The organism is Faecalimonas nexilis (assembly GCF_059731825.1).
Map to the genome: position 1 here is coordinate 2,481,236 of NZ_AP029189.1, position 17,756 is coordinate 2,498,991.

16 protein-coding genes and 1 pseudogene are annotated in these 17,756 nt (G+C 40.9%); 3 read left to right on the plus strand and 14 right to left on the minus strand.

Translation table 11 applies throughout. The features are described from left to right. Window positions 1–59 precede the first annotated feature (59 nt). The 4 genes from AC6I5B_RS12585 to AC6I5B_RS12600 form a co-directional block, all read right to left on the minus strand. On the minus strand, window positions 60–302 hold the full coding sequence (locus AC6I5B_RS12585) for a hypothetical protein (RefSeq protein WP_022251143.1): 243 nt from the start codon (window positions 300–302) through the stop codon (window positions 60–62). A 110-nt stretch (window positions 303–412) separates the two neighbouring features. Next, complete coding sequence (pcrA, locus tag AC6I5B_RS12590; RefSeq protein ID WP_497773380.1) at window positions 413–2,638, minus strand: DNA helicase PcrA; 2,226 nt, start codon at window positions 2,636–2,638, stop codon at window positions 413–415. Further along, window positions 2,635–3,012, minus strand: coding sequence for a PH domain-containing protein (locus AC6I5B_RS12595; RefSeq protein WP_270651102.1), 378 nt, complete (start codon window positions 3,010–3,012; stop codon window positions 2,635–2,637). The genes pcrA and AC6I5B_RS12595 overlap by 4 nt, the downstream gene beginning before the upstream one ends. Before the next feature lie 65 nt (window positions 3,013–3,077). Continuing rightward, window positions 3,078–4,250 (minus strand): CD0519/CD1768 family membrane protein, encoded by a 1,173-nt coding sequence (locus tag AC6I5B_RS12600; RefSeq protein ID WP_270606675.1) that lies wholly within the window; start codon window positions 4,248–4,250, stop codon window positions 3,078–3,080. A 220-nt stretch (window positions 4,251–4,470) separates the two neighbouring features. Here AC6I5B_RS12600 and AC6I5B_RS12605 point away from each other — a divergent pair, with 220 nt between their 5' ends. After that, on the plus strand, window positions 4,471–5,088 hold the full coding sequence (locus tag AC6I5B_RS12605) for a DUF1836 domain-containing protein (protein WP_004610998.1): 618 nt from the start codon (window positions 4,471–4,473) through the stop codon (window positions 5,086–5,088). Between the two features lie 22 nt (window positions 5,089–5,110). Here the strand turns inward: AC6I5B_RS12605 and AC6I5B_RS12610 are convergent, their stop codons facing one another. The 3 genes from AC6I5B_RS12610 to AC6I5B_RS12620 form a co-directional block, all read right to left on the minus strand. After that, a complete protein-coding gene (locus AC6I5B_RS12610) occupies window positions 5,111–6,277 on the minus strand; it encodes a DUF3810 domain-containing protein (protein WP_181989642.1) in 1,167 nt (388 codons plus the stop codon). Continuing rightward, the gene (locus tag AC6I5B_RS12615) at window positions 6,231–6,533 is read right to left on the minus strand and encodes a YerC/YecD family TrpR-related protein (RefSeq protein WP_004611000.1); all 303 of its coding nucleotides are present in this window, start codon (window positions 6,531–6,533) and stop codon (window positions 6,231–6,233) included. Before AC6I5B_RS12615 ends, AC6I5B_RS12610 begins: the two co-directional genes overlap by 47 nt. A 61-nt stretch (window positions 6,534–6,594) precedes the next feature. Beyond that, entirely contained in the window at window positions 6,595–7,320 is a 726-nt protein-coding gene (locus AC6I5B_RS12620) for a phosphatase (protein ID WP_004611001.1), read from the minus strand. A gap of 90 nt (window positions 7,321–7,410) precedes the next feature. Here AC6I5B_RS12620 and AC6I5B_RS12625 point away from each other — a divergent pair, with 90 nt between their 5' ends. Beyond that, a complete protein-coding gene (locus tag AC6I5B_RS12625; RefSeq protein ID WP_004611002.1) occupies window positions 7,411–7,611 on the plus strand; it encodes a hypothetical protein in 201 nt (66 codons plus the stop codon). Between the two features lie 83 nt (window positions 7,612–7,694). Next, window positions 7,695–8,738 carry an ABC transporter substrate-binding protein gene (locus AC6I5B_RS12630; RefSeq protein WP_118208312.1) on the plus strand — a complete coding sequence of 348 codons (1,044 nt, stop codon included), beginning with the start codon at window positions 7,695–7,697 and terminating at the stop codon, window positions 8,736–8,738. Between the two features lie 68 nt (window positions 8,739–8,806). Here the strand turns inward: AC6I5B_RS12630 and AC6I5B_RS12635 are convergent, their stop codons facing one another. From AC6I5B_RS12635 to AC6I5B_RS12665, 7 genes and pseudogenes are all read right to left on the minus strand, one after another. Continuing rightward, window positions 8,807–9,457: a hypothetical protein gene (locus tag AC6I5B_RS12635; RefSeq protein ID WP_497773381.1), complete on the minus strand. Its 651-nt coding sequence runs from the start codon at window positions 9,455–9,457 to the stop codon at window positions 8,807–8,809. Window positions 9,458–9,476: 19 nt separating this feature from the next. Continuing rightward, window positions 9,477–11,282: a DUF6320 domain-containing protein gene (locus tag AC6I5B_RS12640; protein ID WP_071144403.1), complete on the minus strand. Its 1,806-nt coding sequence runs from the start codon at window positions 11,280–11,282 to the stop codon at window positions 9,477–9,479. Window positions 11,283–11,285: 3 nt separating this feature from the next. Then, a complete protein-coding gene (locus tag AC6I5B_RS12645; RefSeq protein WP_004611006.1) occupies window positions 11,286–12,203 on the minus strand; it encodes an alpha/beta hydrolase in 918 nt (305 codons plus the stop codon). 98 nt (window positions 12,204–12,301) lie between these two features. Further along, entirely contained in the window at window positions 12,302–13,693 is a 1,392-nt protein-coding gene (locus tag AC6I5B_RS12650; protein WP_022251150.1) for an NCS2 family permease, read from the minus strand. 159 nt (window positions 13,694–13,852) lie between these two features. Then, the gene (ptsP, locus tag AC6I5B_RS12655) at window positions 13,853–15,475 is read right to left on the minus strand and encodes a phosphoenolpyruvate--protein phosphotransferase (protein ID WP_497773382.1); all 1,623 of its coding nucleotides are present in this window, start codon (window positions 15,473–15,475) and stop codon (window positions 13,853–13,855) included. A gap of 28 nt (window positions 15,476–15,503) precedes the next feature. Next, window positions 15,504–15,761 (minus strand): HPr family phosphocarrier protein, encoded by a 258-nt coding sequence (locus AC6I5B_RS12660; protein ID WP_004611009.1) that lies wholly within the window; start codon window positions 15,759–15,761, stop codon window positions 15,504–15,506. 66 nt (window positions 15,762–15,827) lie between these two features. Then, window positions 15,828–17,752, minus strand: a pseudogene (locus AC6I5B_RS12665) (PTS fructose transporter subunit IIABC). Between the last annotated feature and the right edge of the window lie 4 nt (window positions 17,753–17,756).

The following is a 17,756-nucleotide window of genomic DNA, read 5'->3' on the forward strand; positions in this document are numbered from 1 at the left end:
CTCCCCCTTATTGAATTGAGGACGGCAGTAATTGTCACATTACCACCGCCCTCAACTAATTAAACTTCATCATCATCACTGAAAAAATCGTCGTCGAAATCGTCTTCAAAGTCCTCTTCGAAGTCTTCCAAATAGTCTGGTGTAAAGAACTTATATACTGCGTAAGCGATTCCTGCAATTGCTGCCACTGCACCTACAATCGCCAAAACCCAAAGCAATGTGTTTTTCGCTTTTTCATCATCTTTTTTGTGCAGTAACTCATTTAATTTTGATGCTGCAATCATATCTTCTAATTTATTCATATGTCCACGTCCTTTCCGACTTTCCTCAGAAGTCACTGTTCTCTTTTTCACATTATAACACTTACATACTGATATTACCATATGTAGATTCTATCATTTTATGCAAATCCTTATACTTTTTGTAATTTTGCAAATGTAGCAAACATCTTTTTCACACCGGCTGTATCAAACTGTACCGTGACTTCATAGTCACGTCCGCCTTCTGTAATTCCAGTCACCAGTCCTTCTCCGAACTTCATATGTCTGACCCTGTCCCCCACATCATAAGACAGACCTTCCCCTTGCGTAACTGTAAACTGCTGCTTCGGTTTCTGCATAGCAAATGCCTGTGTGCGGAATGCTTGTTTTGCCTGCATATATGCATTCTGCTTTGGAACTTCTTTCCCATCTTTTTCGATGAGATTGCCTGTGCTTAAAAGATTCACCGGAATCTCCTTTAAAAATCGAGACATCTTATTGTACTGCGTCTCTCCGCGCACCATTCTTCTTCTCGCACAAGTCAGCGTCAGATTTTCTCTTGCTCTTGTAATTCCAACATAACAGAGTCTTCGCTCTTCCTCCACCTCAGTCGGATCATCGGATGTGATTGTCATATAGCTTGGGAAAAGACCATCTTCCATTCCTGCAAGATACACTTCCGGAAATTCAAGACCTTTTGCACTGTGCAGTGTCATCAGGACCACATAATCACTGTCTTCATCCAAACTGTCGATATCTGCGACAAGTGCAACTTCCTCTAAAAATCCGCTCAATGTCGGCATTTCATCTTCACAGGATTCCTCGTAAGCTGCGATTTTATTCATCAATTCATCGATATTTTCGATTCTTGCCTCCGCTTCAATATCGCCCTCCGATTTCAGGTCTTCGATATAGCCTGTCATATCCAGAATTTCCTGCATAAGATCGCAGATAGACATATTTTTTGCCTCACTTTTAAAATGTTCAATCAACGCCACAAATGACTCTAATTTACTCGCACTTCTCCCAATATTTGGAATCAGATCCGCTGCTCGGAGTGTCTCGTAAAAACTTACTCCGCGCTCCAGTGCATTTTCCTGCACTCGATTGATTGTCGTAAGCCCAATGCCACGTTTTGGCACATTGATAATTCTTCGGACCGCCAAATCGTCTTTCCCATTGTCGATTGTTTTCAAATATGCAAGTAAATCTTTAATCTCTTTTCTTGCATAGAAATTAATGCCGCCCACAATTTTATACGGAATGCTGGCTGTTACAAATTTTTCTTCAAACATACGTGACTGCGCATTGGTACGATATAAAACAGCATGATCATTGTATGTGCGCGTTCCGTTATTCACATGCTCTTTGATATCTCCCACAATGTATTCTGCCTCATCATATCCACTGTCGAACTGACGAAACGCAATCTTATCCCCCTCACCATTTTCTGTCCAGAGTGATTTCTCCTTACGGCCAAAATTATTCTTTATCACTGCATTCGCCGCATTCAAAATATTACCTGTAGAACGATAATTCTGCTCCAGTTTAATCACTTTTGCATCTTCAAACACATGTTCAAAATTCAAAATATTTTTGATATTTGCCCCGCGAAATTTGTAAATAGACTGGTCATCATCTCCTACCACGCAGAGATTTCTATATTTCTTTGCCAAAATCCGAATCAGCTCAAACTGCACCGTATTCGTATCCTGATACTCATCGACCATAATATAGCGGAATCGCTCCTGATAATAATCAAGCACCTCCGGCTGTGTCTGAAACAGTTGTACTGTCTTCACGAGAAGATCATCAAAATCCAGTGCATTGTTTGCCCGCAGTTGTTTTTCATATTCTTTATATACCTTTGCAATCTTCTGCTTTCCGAAATCCCCCGCCGCATTCAATTCATATTCTTCCGGCGTGATCAGCTCATCCTTCGCCGAAGAAATCGCTGCCAAAAGGTTCCGCTCCTTATAGACTTTTGTATCAATCTGTAAATATTTGCAGACATCTTTCATAAGCGTCTTTTGATCATCTGCATCATAAATCGTAAAGCTAGTATCGTATCCAAGTAAGTCAATATGTCTTCTCAATATCCGCACGCAGGTCGAATGAAACGTGCTCACCCAGATGCTCTCCGAGCCAAATCCGACAATCTGATCAACACGCTCACGCATCTCACCTGCCGCTTTGTTCGTAAATGTAATCGCCAAAATATTCCATGGATTGACTCCCTTTTCATCAATCAAATATGCGATGCGGTGTGTCAGCACTCTTGTCTTTCCTGAACCTGCTCCCGCGAGGATGAGAAGCGGCCCCTCTGTATGATAGACCGCTTCACGCTGTTCTTTATTCAATGTATCGTAAATGCTCATAAACTCTCCTTCTTTATGTTCTGAATTGCCATTCTTTTTTCCACTTCTCTTAAAAATTGATCTCTTTTTATCGGCGAAATCAACATGATTTCATGCCGTCCGTTTACCGTGTAATCAATCTGAATCCTGCGAAGTGACAACGCTGCCGAAGACAATGGATTCCACGTCTTCTTTATATTGGTAATGCTCTCATATGGAATCCGTTCCGTTCCAAAAATATAGCACTGCACAAGTATGTAATCATTATAGAGGGTATACCGCATAAAAACAAGAGGAATAAATATAAGCAATATCAATGGCAAAACAATTGATGCAAATGCAATTCCCACCGTCACATATTGAATCTTTTGAAATATTTTCATTTTTTCGCTCATACGTTCTTCCCTCCTGCCAAAAATGGAATGTACTCTCGCACATTCCATTTTAAACATTATTCAAATTACATTATGAAAGATGCTAACTGGAATAACCAGTTTGCTGCGATACCTGCCACAATACCACCGATTGTATGGCTGATGATTGCTTTTCCTGTAAGTTTGCTGCACTTCAAACTTGACATCATCGCAACATGAGTACTTAAGTATCCGCTCCAGCACATACACATTGCTGTAAATACTGCAACGTCATTCGCATGTGCTACACCGTCTGCTACCATCTTAGGTATCAATCCAACAGCTGCTCCGGCCGCTCCTAATGCTGTGATTGGAACAGAGATTGCTGATGGTGAAGAGAATCCAAATAATGGAGATAAGATAAACTGCAATTTTTCTCCAATCCATGGCAACAATGCAACTCCCTCATAAGCAGCACCTGTGTAAACACCGTCTGCGGAAGGTCCATTTGTAAGCATCATTACAACCGTACAAATCGCAAGTACACCAGGAATAATTGCAAGACCTACATCCACACCATTCTTACCACCGTCCAACAATGCTTCCAATGCTCTCGCTCCAATTCCACCATCTCTTACTTCTCTCTGCTCAAAGACATCTTTTTCACTTCCTTCTTCAAGCGGAATACAATATTCTGTCGTACCATATTCTTTCTTCGTAAACAAAATCATCATTCTTACGCTGACAACACTACCGATAATTGCACCGATATTACCGATCAGAGCTGCAAATCCAAGATTCTCACCTGTTGGAGATGTAATACCGATCATTGATGTTGTAACAATAAGACCCATACCGAATGCTGTACCTAAATTTGTCAGTGCCGGTAATTGATATTTTTTGAAATATTTTTTAAAGTTTGTGTCCTCTGCAAGTCCTAAAATTGCCGGGTTATCTGACAAGTACGTAGTCAAGACTCCCATTGAAGCTGCTCCAGGTAAATCATACACTGGTTTCATTAGGGGAGAAATTATTTTATTGATTAATGCAATCAAACCAAATTCTGAAAATAACCCAGATACGGCTCCTGCTATAACCGCAATCGCCATGATATAAAATACTGTTTCAAGAAGTAACTGATAGGCTGTGTTCATCATCGTCTGCATCATGTTTACACCGCCCATTTTCGCCCCTATCAATCCAAAGAATGCAATAATCACTGCAAGAAAGATAAAGACTTCAAGGCTTACTGCCTTTTTCGTTTTTGTCGCTTTACTCATATTTTATCCTCTCTTATTATATTATTTTTTCTATAGTTTTCTCCCTTACTATAGATGTAACCCTATAATAACATAGAGGTTATCTATAGTCAACAGGAACAATACGTTTTGTCAAAAAAATATCAATCCTTCCTTTTTTCTCCTTTTTTGCCAAAAGTTTTTTCAAAATACTTGTCATATAGTTTCTATTACTATATAATGCAATTATCGAGGTGATAAAATGACAATTGATACGAATGATTTATTAAACAGTATTTTGGAAAGTATTTCCAGAATTGATTATGTAAAATCTATTGATATTCCTAATATCGATTTATATATGGATCAGGTTACCACTTTTATGGATAAGCAGATGGCTTCTTCCAAGCGCTATGAGGATGACAAGGTTCTTACTAAGACAATGATCAACAATTATGCCAAGAACAATCTGCTTCCTTCTCCGGAAAAGAAAAAGTATACAAAAGAACATCTTCTCGTTCTTACTTTTATCTATTATTTTAAAAGTTTCTTATCTATCAAAGATATCGAGATGCTTTTGAGACCGGTTACCGATCGGTACTTCCATACCGACAGCAAGCTGAACCTGACGCATATTTACGATGAGGTCTGTTCATTTGAAAAAGATCGCATTGATACTTTAAAAGAAGAGCTCAAGGCAATGTATGCTTCCTCTTCTGAGACATTTTCAGAAGAGAACGAACAGGATCGTGAATTTTTACAATTGTTTTCTTTCATTTGCACACTCAGTTTCGATGTGTATGTCAAGAAACAAATTATTGAAAAACTCATTGATTCTCTTCCTGAAAAATTTCCTAACTATTATGAGAAAAAAAAGTAGAAGCTTCACACTTCTACTTTTTTTACTGCATAATTCTTTGATATCCAAGCATCAGATCTACTACTTTCCCATAGCTTTTTACGCCGTCAATTTGTCTGTTTGCCTTTAAGTAAATGTCATTTACTCTGTCAGCCACTTCTGCTGTTATGCCATCGTACTTATCCCAAAATGAATTATTCGCCTGTAAATCTTTCAGCGCATTTATATTCAGGCGTTCACACAGTTCCTCATATTTTTCTGTATTTTCCCCGTAAAGGGCGTTTATCACATACAGCCATCCTGACAAAAATCCACTATATCTGAACTCTTCTGACTCCGATTTGATACAACTTAAATATGCAATAAAGTTCGCCTCATCCTCTGACATAAACCCTCTCAGATGAGACAATTCATGACACATCGTAAACGGGATATTATAGTCTGTCATATCCGCATTATAATTTGCCTCAATTGTAAATGGTGAATACACTCCTGTCAGATGCTGATATGACAAAATTTCCGATATCCAGACAGGTTTGGGATTTGGATAATATCCTTCCAACACCGAATAGGTCTCTGCAAGATGTTCCATCGACCTTACCGCTTCTTTTTTCGTGTTCCCTTTCAACACAAAGATTCCCTCTTTCGTCCGCGGAACCGTATCTGCCAATTCATTGACTTCTTCCGTAAGATACTCAGCCAACTGAACCAATTCTTCCTGTGAGTATTCCGCATCCGTTATGCCCGCCTCCTCAGCAAAAGATGTTCTGTGATAATTGATCCCACAGGTCATTGTGTAGATAAAAAACAATCCTCCTACTAACAAGCATACCCACGAACTCCCTTTCAAAGCAATCGTGGATGCCTTTTCTGTTTTTCTGCAGATTCTGTAGATTCCCCTCATCACCCCAGCCGCCAGAACTACGAGCAGCACATAAAGCAAAATCTCAACAATCGAAAACGGAAACACAGAGCAGACTCTGCTGATAATTGTTACAAGTATTCTGTATATTGAAGTCGCATACCACTGCGCAAATCCATTCACATTTCTTGCCAAAAACTGAAAGAATACTGCAAGTATAAGCAATAACAGCCCTGCTTTTAACCTTTCCACTGTGGAAAAAAGTGCATCACTTGACCTGATGCACTTTTTCTTACTTCTCTTATTCTTCATCTTCATCCAGACTGATTCGTTCAAATACCATATCATATCCGTCATTTCCATAGTTTAAAGAACGATTCACACGGCTGATTGTGGCTGTCGATGCCCCTGTCTTTTCTGCAATCTCCAAATATGTCTTCTGTTCTCTGAGCATTTTGGCAACCTCAAACCGCTGTGACAACGACAACAGCTCATTGATGGTACATATATCTTCAAAAAAAGTATAACATTCTTCCTTATCTTTTAAGCTCAAAATTGCTTCAAACAGATAATCGACTGCTTCTGTTCTAATTTTTTTACTCATTTTAAGTCTCCTTTATAGTGTTGTACTATTTTTATATTTTAGCACAGTAAACTCTTAAAGTCTAGTTTTTTTTGTATCGATTCACATATGGTTTCAATTTTTCTAATGATGTTGTGACGATCAATTCTTCCGGAAAATGACATTCCGTCAAAATTTGTTCTGCTAAATTCAGTTTTCCCGCATCCAGATCCAAATGCGAATCACTTCCTGTTGTGATTGGAACCTCATATTTTTTACAATACTCCAACATAACTCGGATATTCTCATCCGCATTTTCTCTTTTATTATCTTCCCGCAGCGAGGAATTATTGACCTCTAGAAGTGTCCCTGTCTCCTTTGCAGTCTTGACAAGCACTTCATAGTCAATCGGAAAACGAGAATCATCCGGATGACCGATAATATTGATATACGGATTTTTCATCACATTTACATAGGCTCTCGTCACCGCTTCTTTTGTTCTTTCTCCACAAAAGCATGGCGTATGAATACTCGCAATGACAATATCAAGATGTTTTAAAAGCCCATCGCGCATATCTACTGTTCCCTCGCTGTCCATAATATTGAGCTCTGTTCCAAAAAGCATTTTGATCCCGTAACGCTCTCTTGGCACAATTTTCAAATTTTCAAAATAAAATATTCCGCAAGTTCCCGGCATCTTTGGCGCATGCTCCGTAAATGCAATCGCTTCCATCCCATGTTCTCTCGCCATCTTCGCCATCTCTTGTATTGTGCTATATGCATGTCCACTTACAAGTGTATGGGAATGTGTATCTACTTTTATATTCATCTCAATCTTCCTTCTTTCTGCATAGAATCTTTGTATTTACATATCCTAAGCTTATATCTTACCACATTTTTTATAAAAAGGAGACTTATTATGGCTGATAATAAAAAAAATCAAAAAATCATTGATTCTTACGACTATCTGGCAAACGCCGCTTCTACACAGGACTGTACCGGTCTTATTCCCGCAGCTCCGACAAGTAAAGCTGAGTTGGAATCCTATGAGGATATCTATCACTACGAACCGCCAAAGGTAAAAGTAAAGACACCGGATTCCGAACAGCCACCAAAATAGTCATTGTTCTCTGCTAATGGTACACATTCTGATTTTTCTCATATATTTATAGAAGAATCAGATTTGATCATCAGGAGGATATTATGAAAAAGCGTTTTCTTACTCTCGCATTAGTGACAGCAATATCTGTCACTTCTCTGCTTGCATGCTCTTCAAAAGAAGAAAGCAAACCTGCCAAACCACAAAAAGAAAAATCAACAGAAATTCTTCCGGACTCTACTAAAGTTGTTCTCAACGAAGTAGCTCACTCCATCTTTTATGCACCAATGTATGTAGCCATCGAAGAAGGATACTTTGAAGACGAGGGCATTAATCTCGAACTCGTCACTGGATTTGGAGCCGATAAATCAATGACCGCCGTGCTCTCCGGCGAGGCAGATATCGGATTCATGGGGTCAGAAGCATCTATTTATACCTATAATGAAGGTGCAAACGACTATGTTGTAAATTTTGCCCAGCTTACACAACGTGCCGGTAATTTTCTTGTAGCGCGAGAAGAAATGCCTGATTTTTCATGGACGGATCTAAAAGGGAAAACAGTGCTCGGCGGACGAAAAGGCGGCATGCCTGAAATGGTATTTGAGTATATCTTAAAACAAAAGGGAATCGACATCGAAAAAGATCTGACAATCAACCAAAATATTGACTTTGGCTCTACTGCCGCCGCTTTCTCAGAAGGTCAGGCGGATTTTACAGTTGAATTTGAGCCGGGAGCTACCACTTTGGAAAAAGGCGGAAAGGGATATGTTGTCGCTTCTCTCGGCGAGGACAGTGGATATGTCCCTTACACCGCATTTTCTGCAAAGAAAAGCTATATCGAAAAAAATAAAGACGTCATTCAGGGATTCACGGATGCGCTGCAAAAAGGAATGGACTACGTGCAGACACATACTCCGGAAGAAATTGCAAAAATCATTGCACCACAGTTCAAAGAGACAGACTTAGCCACTATCACAACGATTGTGACCCGTTACTATGAGCAGGAGACTTGGAAAGAAAATCTAATTTTTGAAAAAGAAAGCTTTGAACTTTTGCAAAATATTTTGGAATCTGCTGACGAACTCACTAAGCGGGCACCTTACGAAGAACTTGTAACAACTGATTTTGCCAAAAAGGCTGCAAAATAAAAATGCGTGAACGGGGAATCTTCCCCGTTCACACATTACATGTTCCATCTTCTGTTATTCTATATACACTATGATGTAGGCTCTGTCGCTGTCCCGTCAGAAGGTGTCGCCGGAGTATCCTGTGTCTTATCATCACTGCTTTCCGGTGTACTGCTTCCATTGCCCCCTTGTGTTTGATCTACCGGCTCAGTTTGATTCTGCGGTTCATCCGTTGTGTCTGAATCAGGCGTGGCAGTATTATTATTATCACCGGAATCTATGTTCAAATCCTCATTCTTTGAATCTTCCGGTTGATTTTCTTCTGTTTGATTCATATACTTGTCATACATCTGCTGTGCGAATTTTGCAATTGGATGCCGATAGGTATATGCTGCAAATCCAAGTACCGCAACAACGATCAGAAAGAGTAAGAACTTGAGCAATCCGCCGCCTCGTCTTTCTTTCCTCGCTTTCGTCTTTCCTCTTCCGCCTCGTCTTTTCGGAAGCGAAACAGAAGGAAGCTTTTTCCCTCTCTTTTTCTTTCTCTTTGTTTTTGTCTCTACCACATCTTCTGCCGTCGCTTTTTTCTGCGTGTCTCTTTCTTTTTGCTTGTCCAGATTCACCTTTATCTTGCAGTCATAGCAAAATGCATATCGTGTAAAAACAGGCTCCCCACTTTCGTCCGTACCGGACTGCACCGGCTTAATCGTCATCTCTTTACCGCATCTTGTACATTTCATACTGCTTCCTCCTTACTAATCAAATGTGAAACTTTTTATTTAATTCCTCCCCTAATTCCCGTCTTCTAAAAATGACCTGCGCCATAAAGAACAGGAAACTAAATCCCACACAGATAACCGATGGAAATGTAACTCCAAGCACTCCCGTCAATAATAAAACCAATGGTATCACAAATCCATATCCCGCCGCCATCACAAAATAAATCATGTATTCATTCGCAGCCAATCTCTGCAGCTTTGTAATCATCAGCATGGATATCATTATTATAACACTAATTCCCGGAAAAACAAAATCAATTGACCATTTATGCCATCCGGTTCCAAGATCCCAGATGAGACATCCAACCGTGATCAGAATCAACTGCCACATTGCATTTTTCAAAAGATTATATCTCTTTACAAACCCGATTGCCAACGCTGTCCACATACTTAAGATTCCGCCTGATACGATGAGCGCCCAATATTTCCCCGGTGTCAGTGTAATATTCACCACTGCCGCAATCACCGCAAAAGCAATACAGACAAATGAGAACCACTCGAAAAATTTTACAGCCGCCGCACTCGCAAGTCTCTCCTCCGGATAGTCTGGTTCTTCCACTTTCGAATGTATTCCAAGCTCTGACAATATCTGAAAAAAATTCCTCTTAATATTCATGCTGTCATACCTCGATGTAAACCCAAGGGAAAGTTTGTCTTCAAATGAGCACATACAAAGTTCCGTCTTCGGTGTACTTGTATACACGCCAAACCGCTCTATATACGGGACATACGCTTCCGGCATTTTTACAACGCTCATATTAGAGAAAATTGCAGTCACATCACTTGCCGCCATCTTTGCTCCCGCCAAAATCCCCAAATTTTTCAACTCCAACGGCGCCACCCGCAGAATTGGGTTCATCTCCAGCGCGATCAGCTCATTCATGCGCATCGAAAGTCTTTCCTTCGTAAGCTCCTCCTGAAAATATGTTTTCACCTGTGCAAGTACCTGCTCAAAAGTGTCCCCTTCTCGAAAACGATACCCAGGTTCAATATATCCGAAGAAATTCAGCATCGAATCTGAAGGAAAAAAATTGCGAAGATTCACCGGGACCATCAGAACAACCGGATGCTTTTCCTGTCTTTTCGGCATCTCCCTGTGGATCGCACAAAGGAATACTGCCGTCAAAAAAACAGTCATCGACACCTGATATTCCCGCGCCTTTGCCAGCACTTCTTTTACCGACAGCACCGCTTCTGTCACCTGCAGCGGTCCTCTCGCCTTCCGAAGAGTCTTAATCTGATATGCTTTTACCTTTTCCTTCTTCTCTCGCCGTAAATCAGAATAATATTTTCGAAAACTGTCTGATTCCTGATCCTGAATTGTGATATGCTCCTTATCAAGTGGAATATCGGCTTCACCATATGCCAGCACAATATAGTGTTTGACAATCTCCTTTAAAAAACATGTCGCACCTGTTCCGTCCGTCAGCACATGAAATACTTCAAAATTAATCCGCCTTTTATAGTACGTGACTTCGAATAACAGGCTTTTCTTGTCACGCACATACAGATTGCTGCAAGGCTCTTTAAATTCCTCTGTGACAACCGGTTTTAAATTACTCTTTTCCAAATAATGCCAGAACAAGCCTTTTCGCATGACCGACAAAAAAAGCGGATATTTTTCAAGCGCTTTTTCCACTGCCTGCTGCAAAATCTCTTCTTTTACATCTTCCTTCATAATACAATAAAAACGAAAGACTCGAGTGTCCTTTTTGTTACTTGTCGCCGGAAATAATTTTGCGGCATTGTCAAGCTTTCTCCAATATGACCTTTTCGAATGAAACATCTCTTACACCTCCCCTAAAAAATGATTCATAATTTCAAAACTCTCCTGCACATGAAAATATTTGATCCCCAGTGCAAAAAATCCATGCAGCGCATCTTTGATACGATGAACCTCCACTTCATTTCCGGCTTCCTCAAGCGCCTTACCATAAGCCTCTCCTTCATCTCGAAGCGGGTCAAATTCCGCGGTGATAATCAGTGTCCTCGGCTGTCCTGTGAGATCTTTCTGCAAAATCGGAGCAAAATACGGACTCTGTTTGTCCGATTCATCTCTCGCATATAAATCAATATAATCCTGCATCTTTCCAGCCGTCAACAGGAAATCTTTTCCATTTTCATGGACGGACGGAAATCTAGAAGTCTCCGTATAGTCGTTATTCACCGCCGGATAGATCAAAATCTGCTGTCTTGGCATAAACTCTCCCCTCTCTTTTGCAAGAAGAGAGACTGCAGCCGCCAGATTACCGCCGGCACTGTCTCCGATGATCGTGATATCGTCCGGATGCACATTTAAAATAAATTTATTCGTATAGACCGCCTTCGCTGCGGCGTAGCAATCCTCCAATCCTGTCGGGAACGGATACTCGGGAGCGAGCCTGTATTCTACCGACACAACAATATGATTGGTCGCCGATGCCATCCTTGCACAGATCCTCTCATAATTATCTATGCTCTCTGTGACCCATCCCCCGCCGTGAAAGAATAAAAGAACCGGATATTTGTGTTCAATCTCTTCGCCAGGCAGATAAATTCTCACAGGAATCTCATGTGTGCCATTATATATTTTATAATCAATCGTCTTATGAAAAATTCGCATCGGATCCAACGCCTTTAAATTTGCCAAATGCCTGGACGCCTCCACCTCAATTCCATCAAACGAAAGTGCTTTCAATACTTTTCGCATTGCCTTATTAATTGCCATTCTTTTCTCCTATCTGCTGCTTTTGTATGAATTATAATACCATGTTTTTAGCTCTAAAAAAAGGGAAAGACTCTCATCTTTCCCTAAAAAACTATATTTTATAATAAGATATATTTTCCGATAAACAAAAGTGCTAACACAAACATCAATACGCTGATCTTTTTTTCCTTTGCTTTTCCTGTAAACAGATTAATTGCAACATAAGAGATCACACCCATTGCAATTCCTTCTGAAATACTGTAGAAAAATGGCATTGCTGCAATACAGATATAGCAAGGAATCGCTTCCCCAAAATCACTGAAATCAATACTCACTACATTTGTCAGCATATAGAACCCTACAACAATCAATGCCGGCGCCGTCGCAAAAGATGGAATCGCCAAAAAGATTGGTGACAACAACAACGACAATCCAAACAAAATCGCTGTTGTGACTGCTGTAAGACCTGTTCGTCCTCCTTCCGTCACACCCGAAGCGCTCTCAACAAATGTTGTAACTGTAGATGTTCCAAGCACTGCGCCTGCCGTTGTAGCAACCGCATCTGCCATCAGAGCACCTTTAATTCTTGGAAGTTTTCCGTTTTCATCTAACATATTTGCTTTTGTGGAAACACCGATCAATGTGCCGAGTGTATCAAAGATATCCACAAACAAAAACGCAAACACTACAACCATAAACTCTCCGATATGGATTCCTGAAAAACTCAGTTTTCCAAAGATCGGACTAAGACTCGGAATCGAAATACCGTTGCTGAAGTCCGGAAGTAAGCTGTACATTCCAAGTTCTGCATTTGGCACATACAATCCGGTCAGCTGACAGATAATTCCAAGAATCCATGTAATTAAAATTCCCCAAAGAATATTACCTTTAATGTTCTTTACTACAAGAATCGCTGTAATAATCACGCCGATCACCGCAAGTAATACCGTAATTCCAACATCATTCATCGTCGCCTTTGCAGCGCCTTCTGCCAAAGTACTGTTGTAACCTTCCAGCGAGAATAACTGCACTAATGTAGAACCACTGATAACAATTTTTGCATTCTGCAGACCGATAAACGCGATAAAAAGACCAATTCCGACACTTACTGCAGATTTCAAATTCATCGGGATTGCATTAAAGATTGCTTCACGCACATTCGTAACTGATAACAGAATAAAAATAATTCCTTCCACAAATACAGCCGCAAGCGCCACCTGCCATGTGTATCCCATGTTCAGTACAACCGTATATGCAAAGTATGCATTCAGTCCCATTCCCGGTGCAAGTGCAAACGGATAGTTTGCAAACAGAGCCATGAGCAAAGTACCAATACATGCCGCAATCGCCGTCGCCGTAAACACTGCTCCATGATCCATTCCGGCTGCCGACAGCACGCTTGGATTTACCGCCAGTATATACGCCATTGTCATAAATGTCGTAATACCTGCCACCACTTCCGTCCTGACATCTGTTTTGTTTTCTTTTAACTTAAACAATTTTTCCAGCATAAAATTTTCCTGCCTCTCATTTCCTTTTTTTACTTCACAAGTTTATCAGACAACTACTGGAAAGTAAATGAAAGTATTCATTACTTATTTTTATAAACATTTATTAGCACAATAAAAAAGAAAGTGCATTCCATCTCAAGAACACACTTTCTTTCTATACTATTCTGTCTCTCTGACTTTTTTTCGAACCGGAAGAATCATAGATGGTGATACAGAAAGTTCATCAATTCCCATCTTCAGGAATGTCTCTGTCAATTCCAAATCTGCTCCTAATTCTCCACAGATTCCAATCCATTTTCCTTCTGCATGTGCATTGTCTGCCGCCATCTGGATCATCGCAAGCACTGCCGGATGATGTGGATCATAGAATGTGTCAAGCTTTGGATTCTGCCTGTCAATCGCCAGTGTATACTGTGTGAGGTCATTGGTACCTACGCTGAAGAAATCAACTTCTTTTGCAAGTTCACGGCTCACCATAACAGCCGCAGGTGTCTCGATCATAATTCCAAGTTCCATATCCTCACGGAATGCGATTCCTTCTTTGCGAAGTTCTTCCTTTACTTCTTCTACAATCTCTTTAATTTTCTTCACTTCCCACACTGCTGTAATCATCGGGAACATGATCGCAATCTGACCAAATGCCGATGCACGATACAGTGCACGCAGCTGAGTTTTAAAAATCTCAGGCTTAGTCAGACAAATACGGATTGCACGATATCCAAGTGCCGGATTCTCTTCTTTATCTAAATTGAAATAATCTGCCTGCTTGTCCGCACCAATATCAAGTGTACGGATGATAACTTTCTTTCCAGCCATATTCTCAGCAACTGTCTTATAGACAGCAAACTGCTGCTCTTCTGTCGGGAATGTCTCATTCTCCAAATACAGGAATTCGCTTCTGAAAAGGCCGATTCCGCCTGCATCATTTTTCAAAACAGCTCCCACATCTGAGCTATTGCCGATGTTGGCATAGATATTGATGTGCTGACCGCTCAATGTGACATTCTCTTTGCCTTTTAACTGTTCCAACAGTTTCTTTCTTTCTATATCCTCAGCCTGCTTTTTCTTCATCGCAGCGAGTGTCTCTTCATCTGGATCGATATAAATCTTTCCGTCAAACCCGTCGATGACAGCAAATTTACCATCATATTCCGATTTCAACTCTTCGCCCAAACCGATGATTGCCGGGATATTCATTGTTCTTGCCAAAATTGCTGTATGTGAGTTCGAAGAACCATACATCGTAGCAAAGCCCAATACTTTTTCTTTATCAAGCTGGACTGTCTCACTTGGAACAAGATCATCTGCCGCAACAATGACAGGTTCATCTGTCGCAAATGCAACTTTTTCTGCTCCGGACAAAATGTTCAAAATACGCTCAGAAACGTCTTTTACATCCGCAGCACGTCCCTGCATATATGCATCATCCATTGCGGAAAACATCGCTGCGAAATTGTCAGCTGTCGTTCCCACCGCATATTCTGCATTCACCTGTTGTGCAGTGATAATATTGATAATAGATTCAATGTAATCCAAATCTTCCAGCATCATCTGATGAATCTCAAAGATCATCGCATTCGTCTCACCGACGTCTGACATCGCCTTCTGATACAATTCCTGAAGTTCTGCAACTGCCTTTGCCTTTGCATCTTCAAAACGTTTTACTTCGCTTTCTGTATCATCCACATGCCATCTTTTAATCTGCTGTTCATTTCTTTTATAAAAGGCAATCTTACCGATTGATACACCGCCAAATACACTTTTGCCAGTTAATGTAATCATAGCTTAACCTTCCTCAACATTATTTTTCTTATAAGTTCTCTTTTAAAAATGTCTCGATTGCTGCGATTGCTTCTGCTTCGTCAGCACCCTCTGCTGTCATTACGATCTCTTCACCGCATTTTACAGCCAATCCCATTACACCAAAGATTCTTTTTGCATCTGCTTCTTTTTCTCCCTTTTTCAGTTTAATATCTGATTGGAATTTTGCAGCTTCTTTTACTAATAATCCTGCTGGTCTTGCGTGGATTCCTTCACTATCTGTAATTACATAACTAAATTCTTTCATAATTAATCTCCTTTTCTTTTCTGTAAATATTAGGATTTACCTTTCCCTATTATCTAATATTTTTCACTATTTTTCAATAGTAATTGGTTTTTTTAACAGAATAATTCCAAACATCGTCACGACAGCACCTATCGCTATTGCTGCGAGGAACATCGGTGCATTGTCCATAATACCAACTACAAAGATACCTCCATGCGGTGCTCTTGAACCACATCCAAACGCCATTGAGACCGCTCCGGCCACTGCCGAACCAACGATTGACGGTGGAATAATGCGCAGAGGATCAGATGCCGCAAATGGGATTGCTCCCTCTGTAATAAATGACAGTCCCATAATATAGTTGGTAACAGTCGTCTGTTTTTCACTCTCTGTAAATCTGTTTTTTGCAAATGTCGTGGCAAGTGCGATTCCGATTGGAGGAACCATTCCACCAGCCATAACCGCCGCCATAATATCAAACTGTCCGCTTGCGATTGCTGCTGTTCCAAATACATACGCAGCCTTGTTAAACGGTCCTCCAAAGTCGATTGCCATCATACCGCCGAGAACAGCTCCAAGCAGCACTTTGCTTCCCTCACCCATACTTGCAAGTCCGTCATACAACCATTGATTGAATGCTCCGACAGGTGGATTGATGATAAATACCATGATCGCACCGATCAATACAATTCCAAAGAACGGATAAATCAGCACCGGTTTTGTTCCCTCCAATGCCCTTGGGAGCTTTGCAAATGCTTTTTCGATAAGAAGCATCAGGTATCCTGCAATAAATCCGGCGAGCAGCGCTCCAAAAAATCCGGATGGGATCCAATCCGCCTCAGCCGCAAACACAGATGTTCCTGCTTTCGCAAGCAGACCACCAACGATACCAGGCATCAATGCCGGACGTTCTGCGATGCTCATCGCAATATATCCTGAGAGGATCGGGAACATCATGCCAAACGATACATTTCCCACCAAATTCAAGAATTTGGAAAGTGGATTTCCGGTACCGAAAACATCAGTTCCTGCGTTTGCGCCGTCAAACAAAAATGACAGTGCAATCAGGATTCCTCCTCCGATTACAAACGGCAGCATATGAGACACACCGTTCATCAGACTTTTATAGATCTTTCTTCCGATACTTTCCTGCTCTTCCTGAAATCCGGTCGCCTCTCCTTTTTCATTGCTGTGATAGATTGCAACCTTTCCGCTCTCTGCTTCTTCAATCAACTCTTTCGCTTTGTGAATTCCATTGGCAACCTTCGTGACAATGACTGGTTTTCCATCAAATCTCGCCATTTTTACATCTTTATCGGCTGCCACAATGATACAGTCACAATTTGCGATATCCTCTGCCGTCAATACATTTTTGTCTCCGCCGGAGCCGTTTGTCTCCACCTTGATCGTATATCCCATCTCTTTTGCCGTGTTTTCAAGACTTTCCGCCGCCATATAAGTATGTGCGATTCCGGTAGGACAGGCCGTAACTGCAAGAATCTGATATCTCTTTTTCTCTTCTTTCTCCTGTTTTTCCTCCGTCTCCTCTTCAAACTTTTCTTTTTCCGCCTGATCGATATATCCTAAAAATTCTTCTACTGTAGACGCTTTCATCAGGTTTGCCCGGAAGTTATCATCCATCAACAGCATCGAAAGACGACTCAATACCTCCAGATGAATATTGTCTTCTGTATTCGGCGCCGCAATCAAGAACACCATGTGTACCGGCTCACCGTCCAGCGAATCATAATCCACTCCGTCACGAATAATCATCGCCGCCAGTCCAGGACCACTCACCGCATCTGTCTTTGCATGTGGAATAGCGATTCCTTCCCCGATTCCGGTCGTTCCTTCTTCTTCTCTTGCGAATACGCCGGCTCTGTATTTTTCGAGGTCTTTGACATTCCCGCCTTTTCCATCAGCAACGTCATCTTTTCAATCGTCTCTTTTTTCGTAGTTACGACACCGTTTAAATCAATACTTTCTTTTTTCAATAAATCTGTGATTCTCACGTTA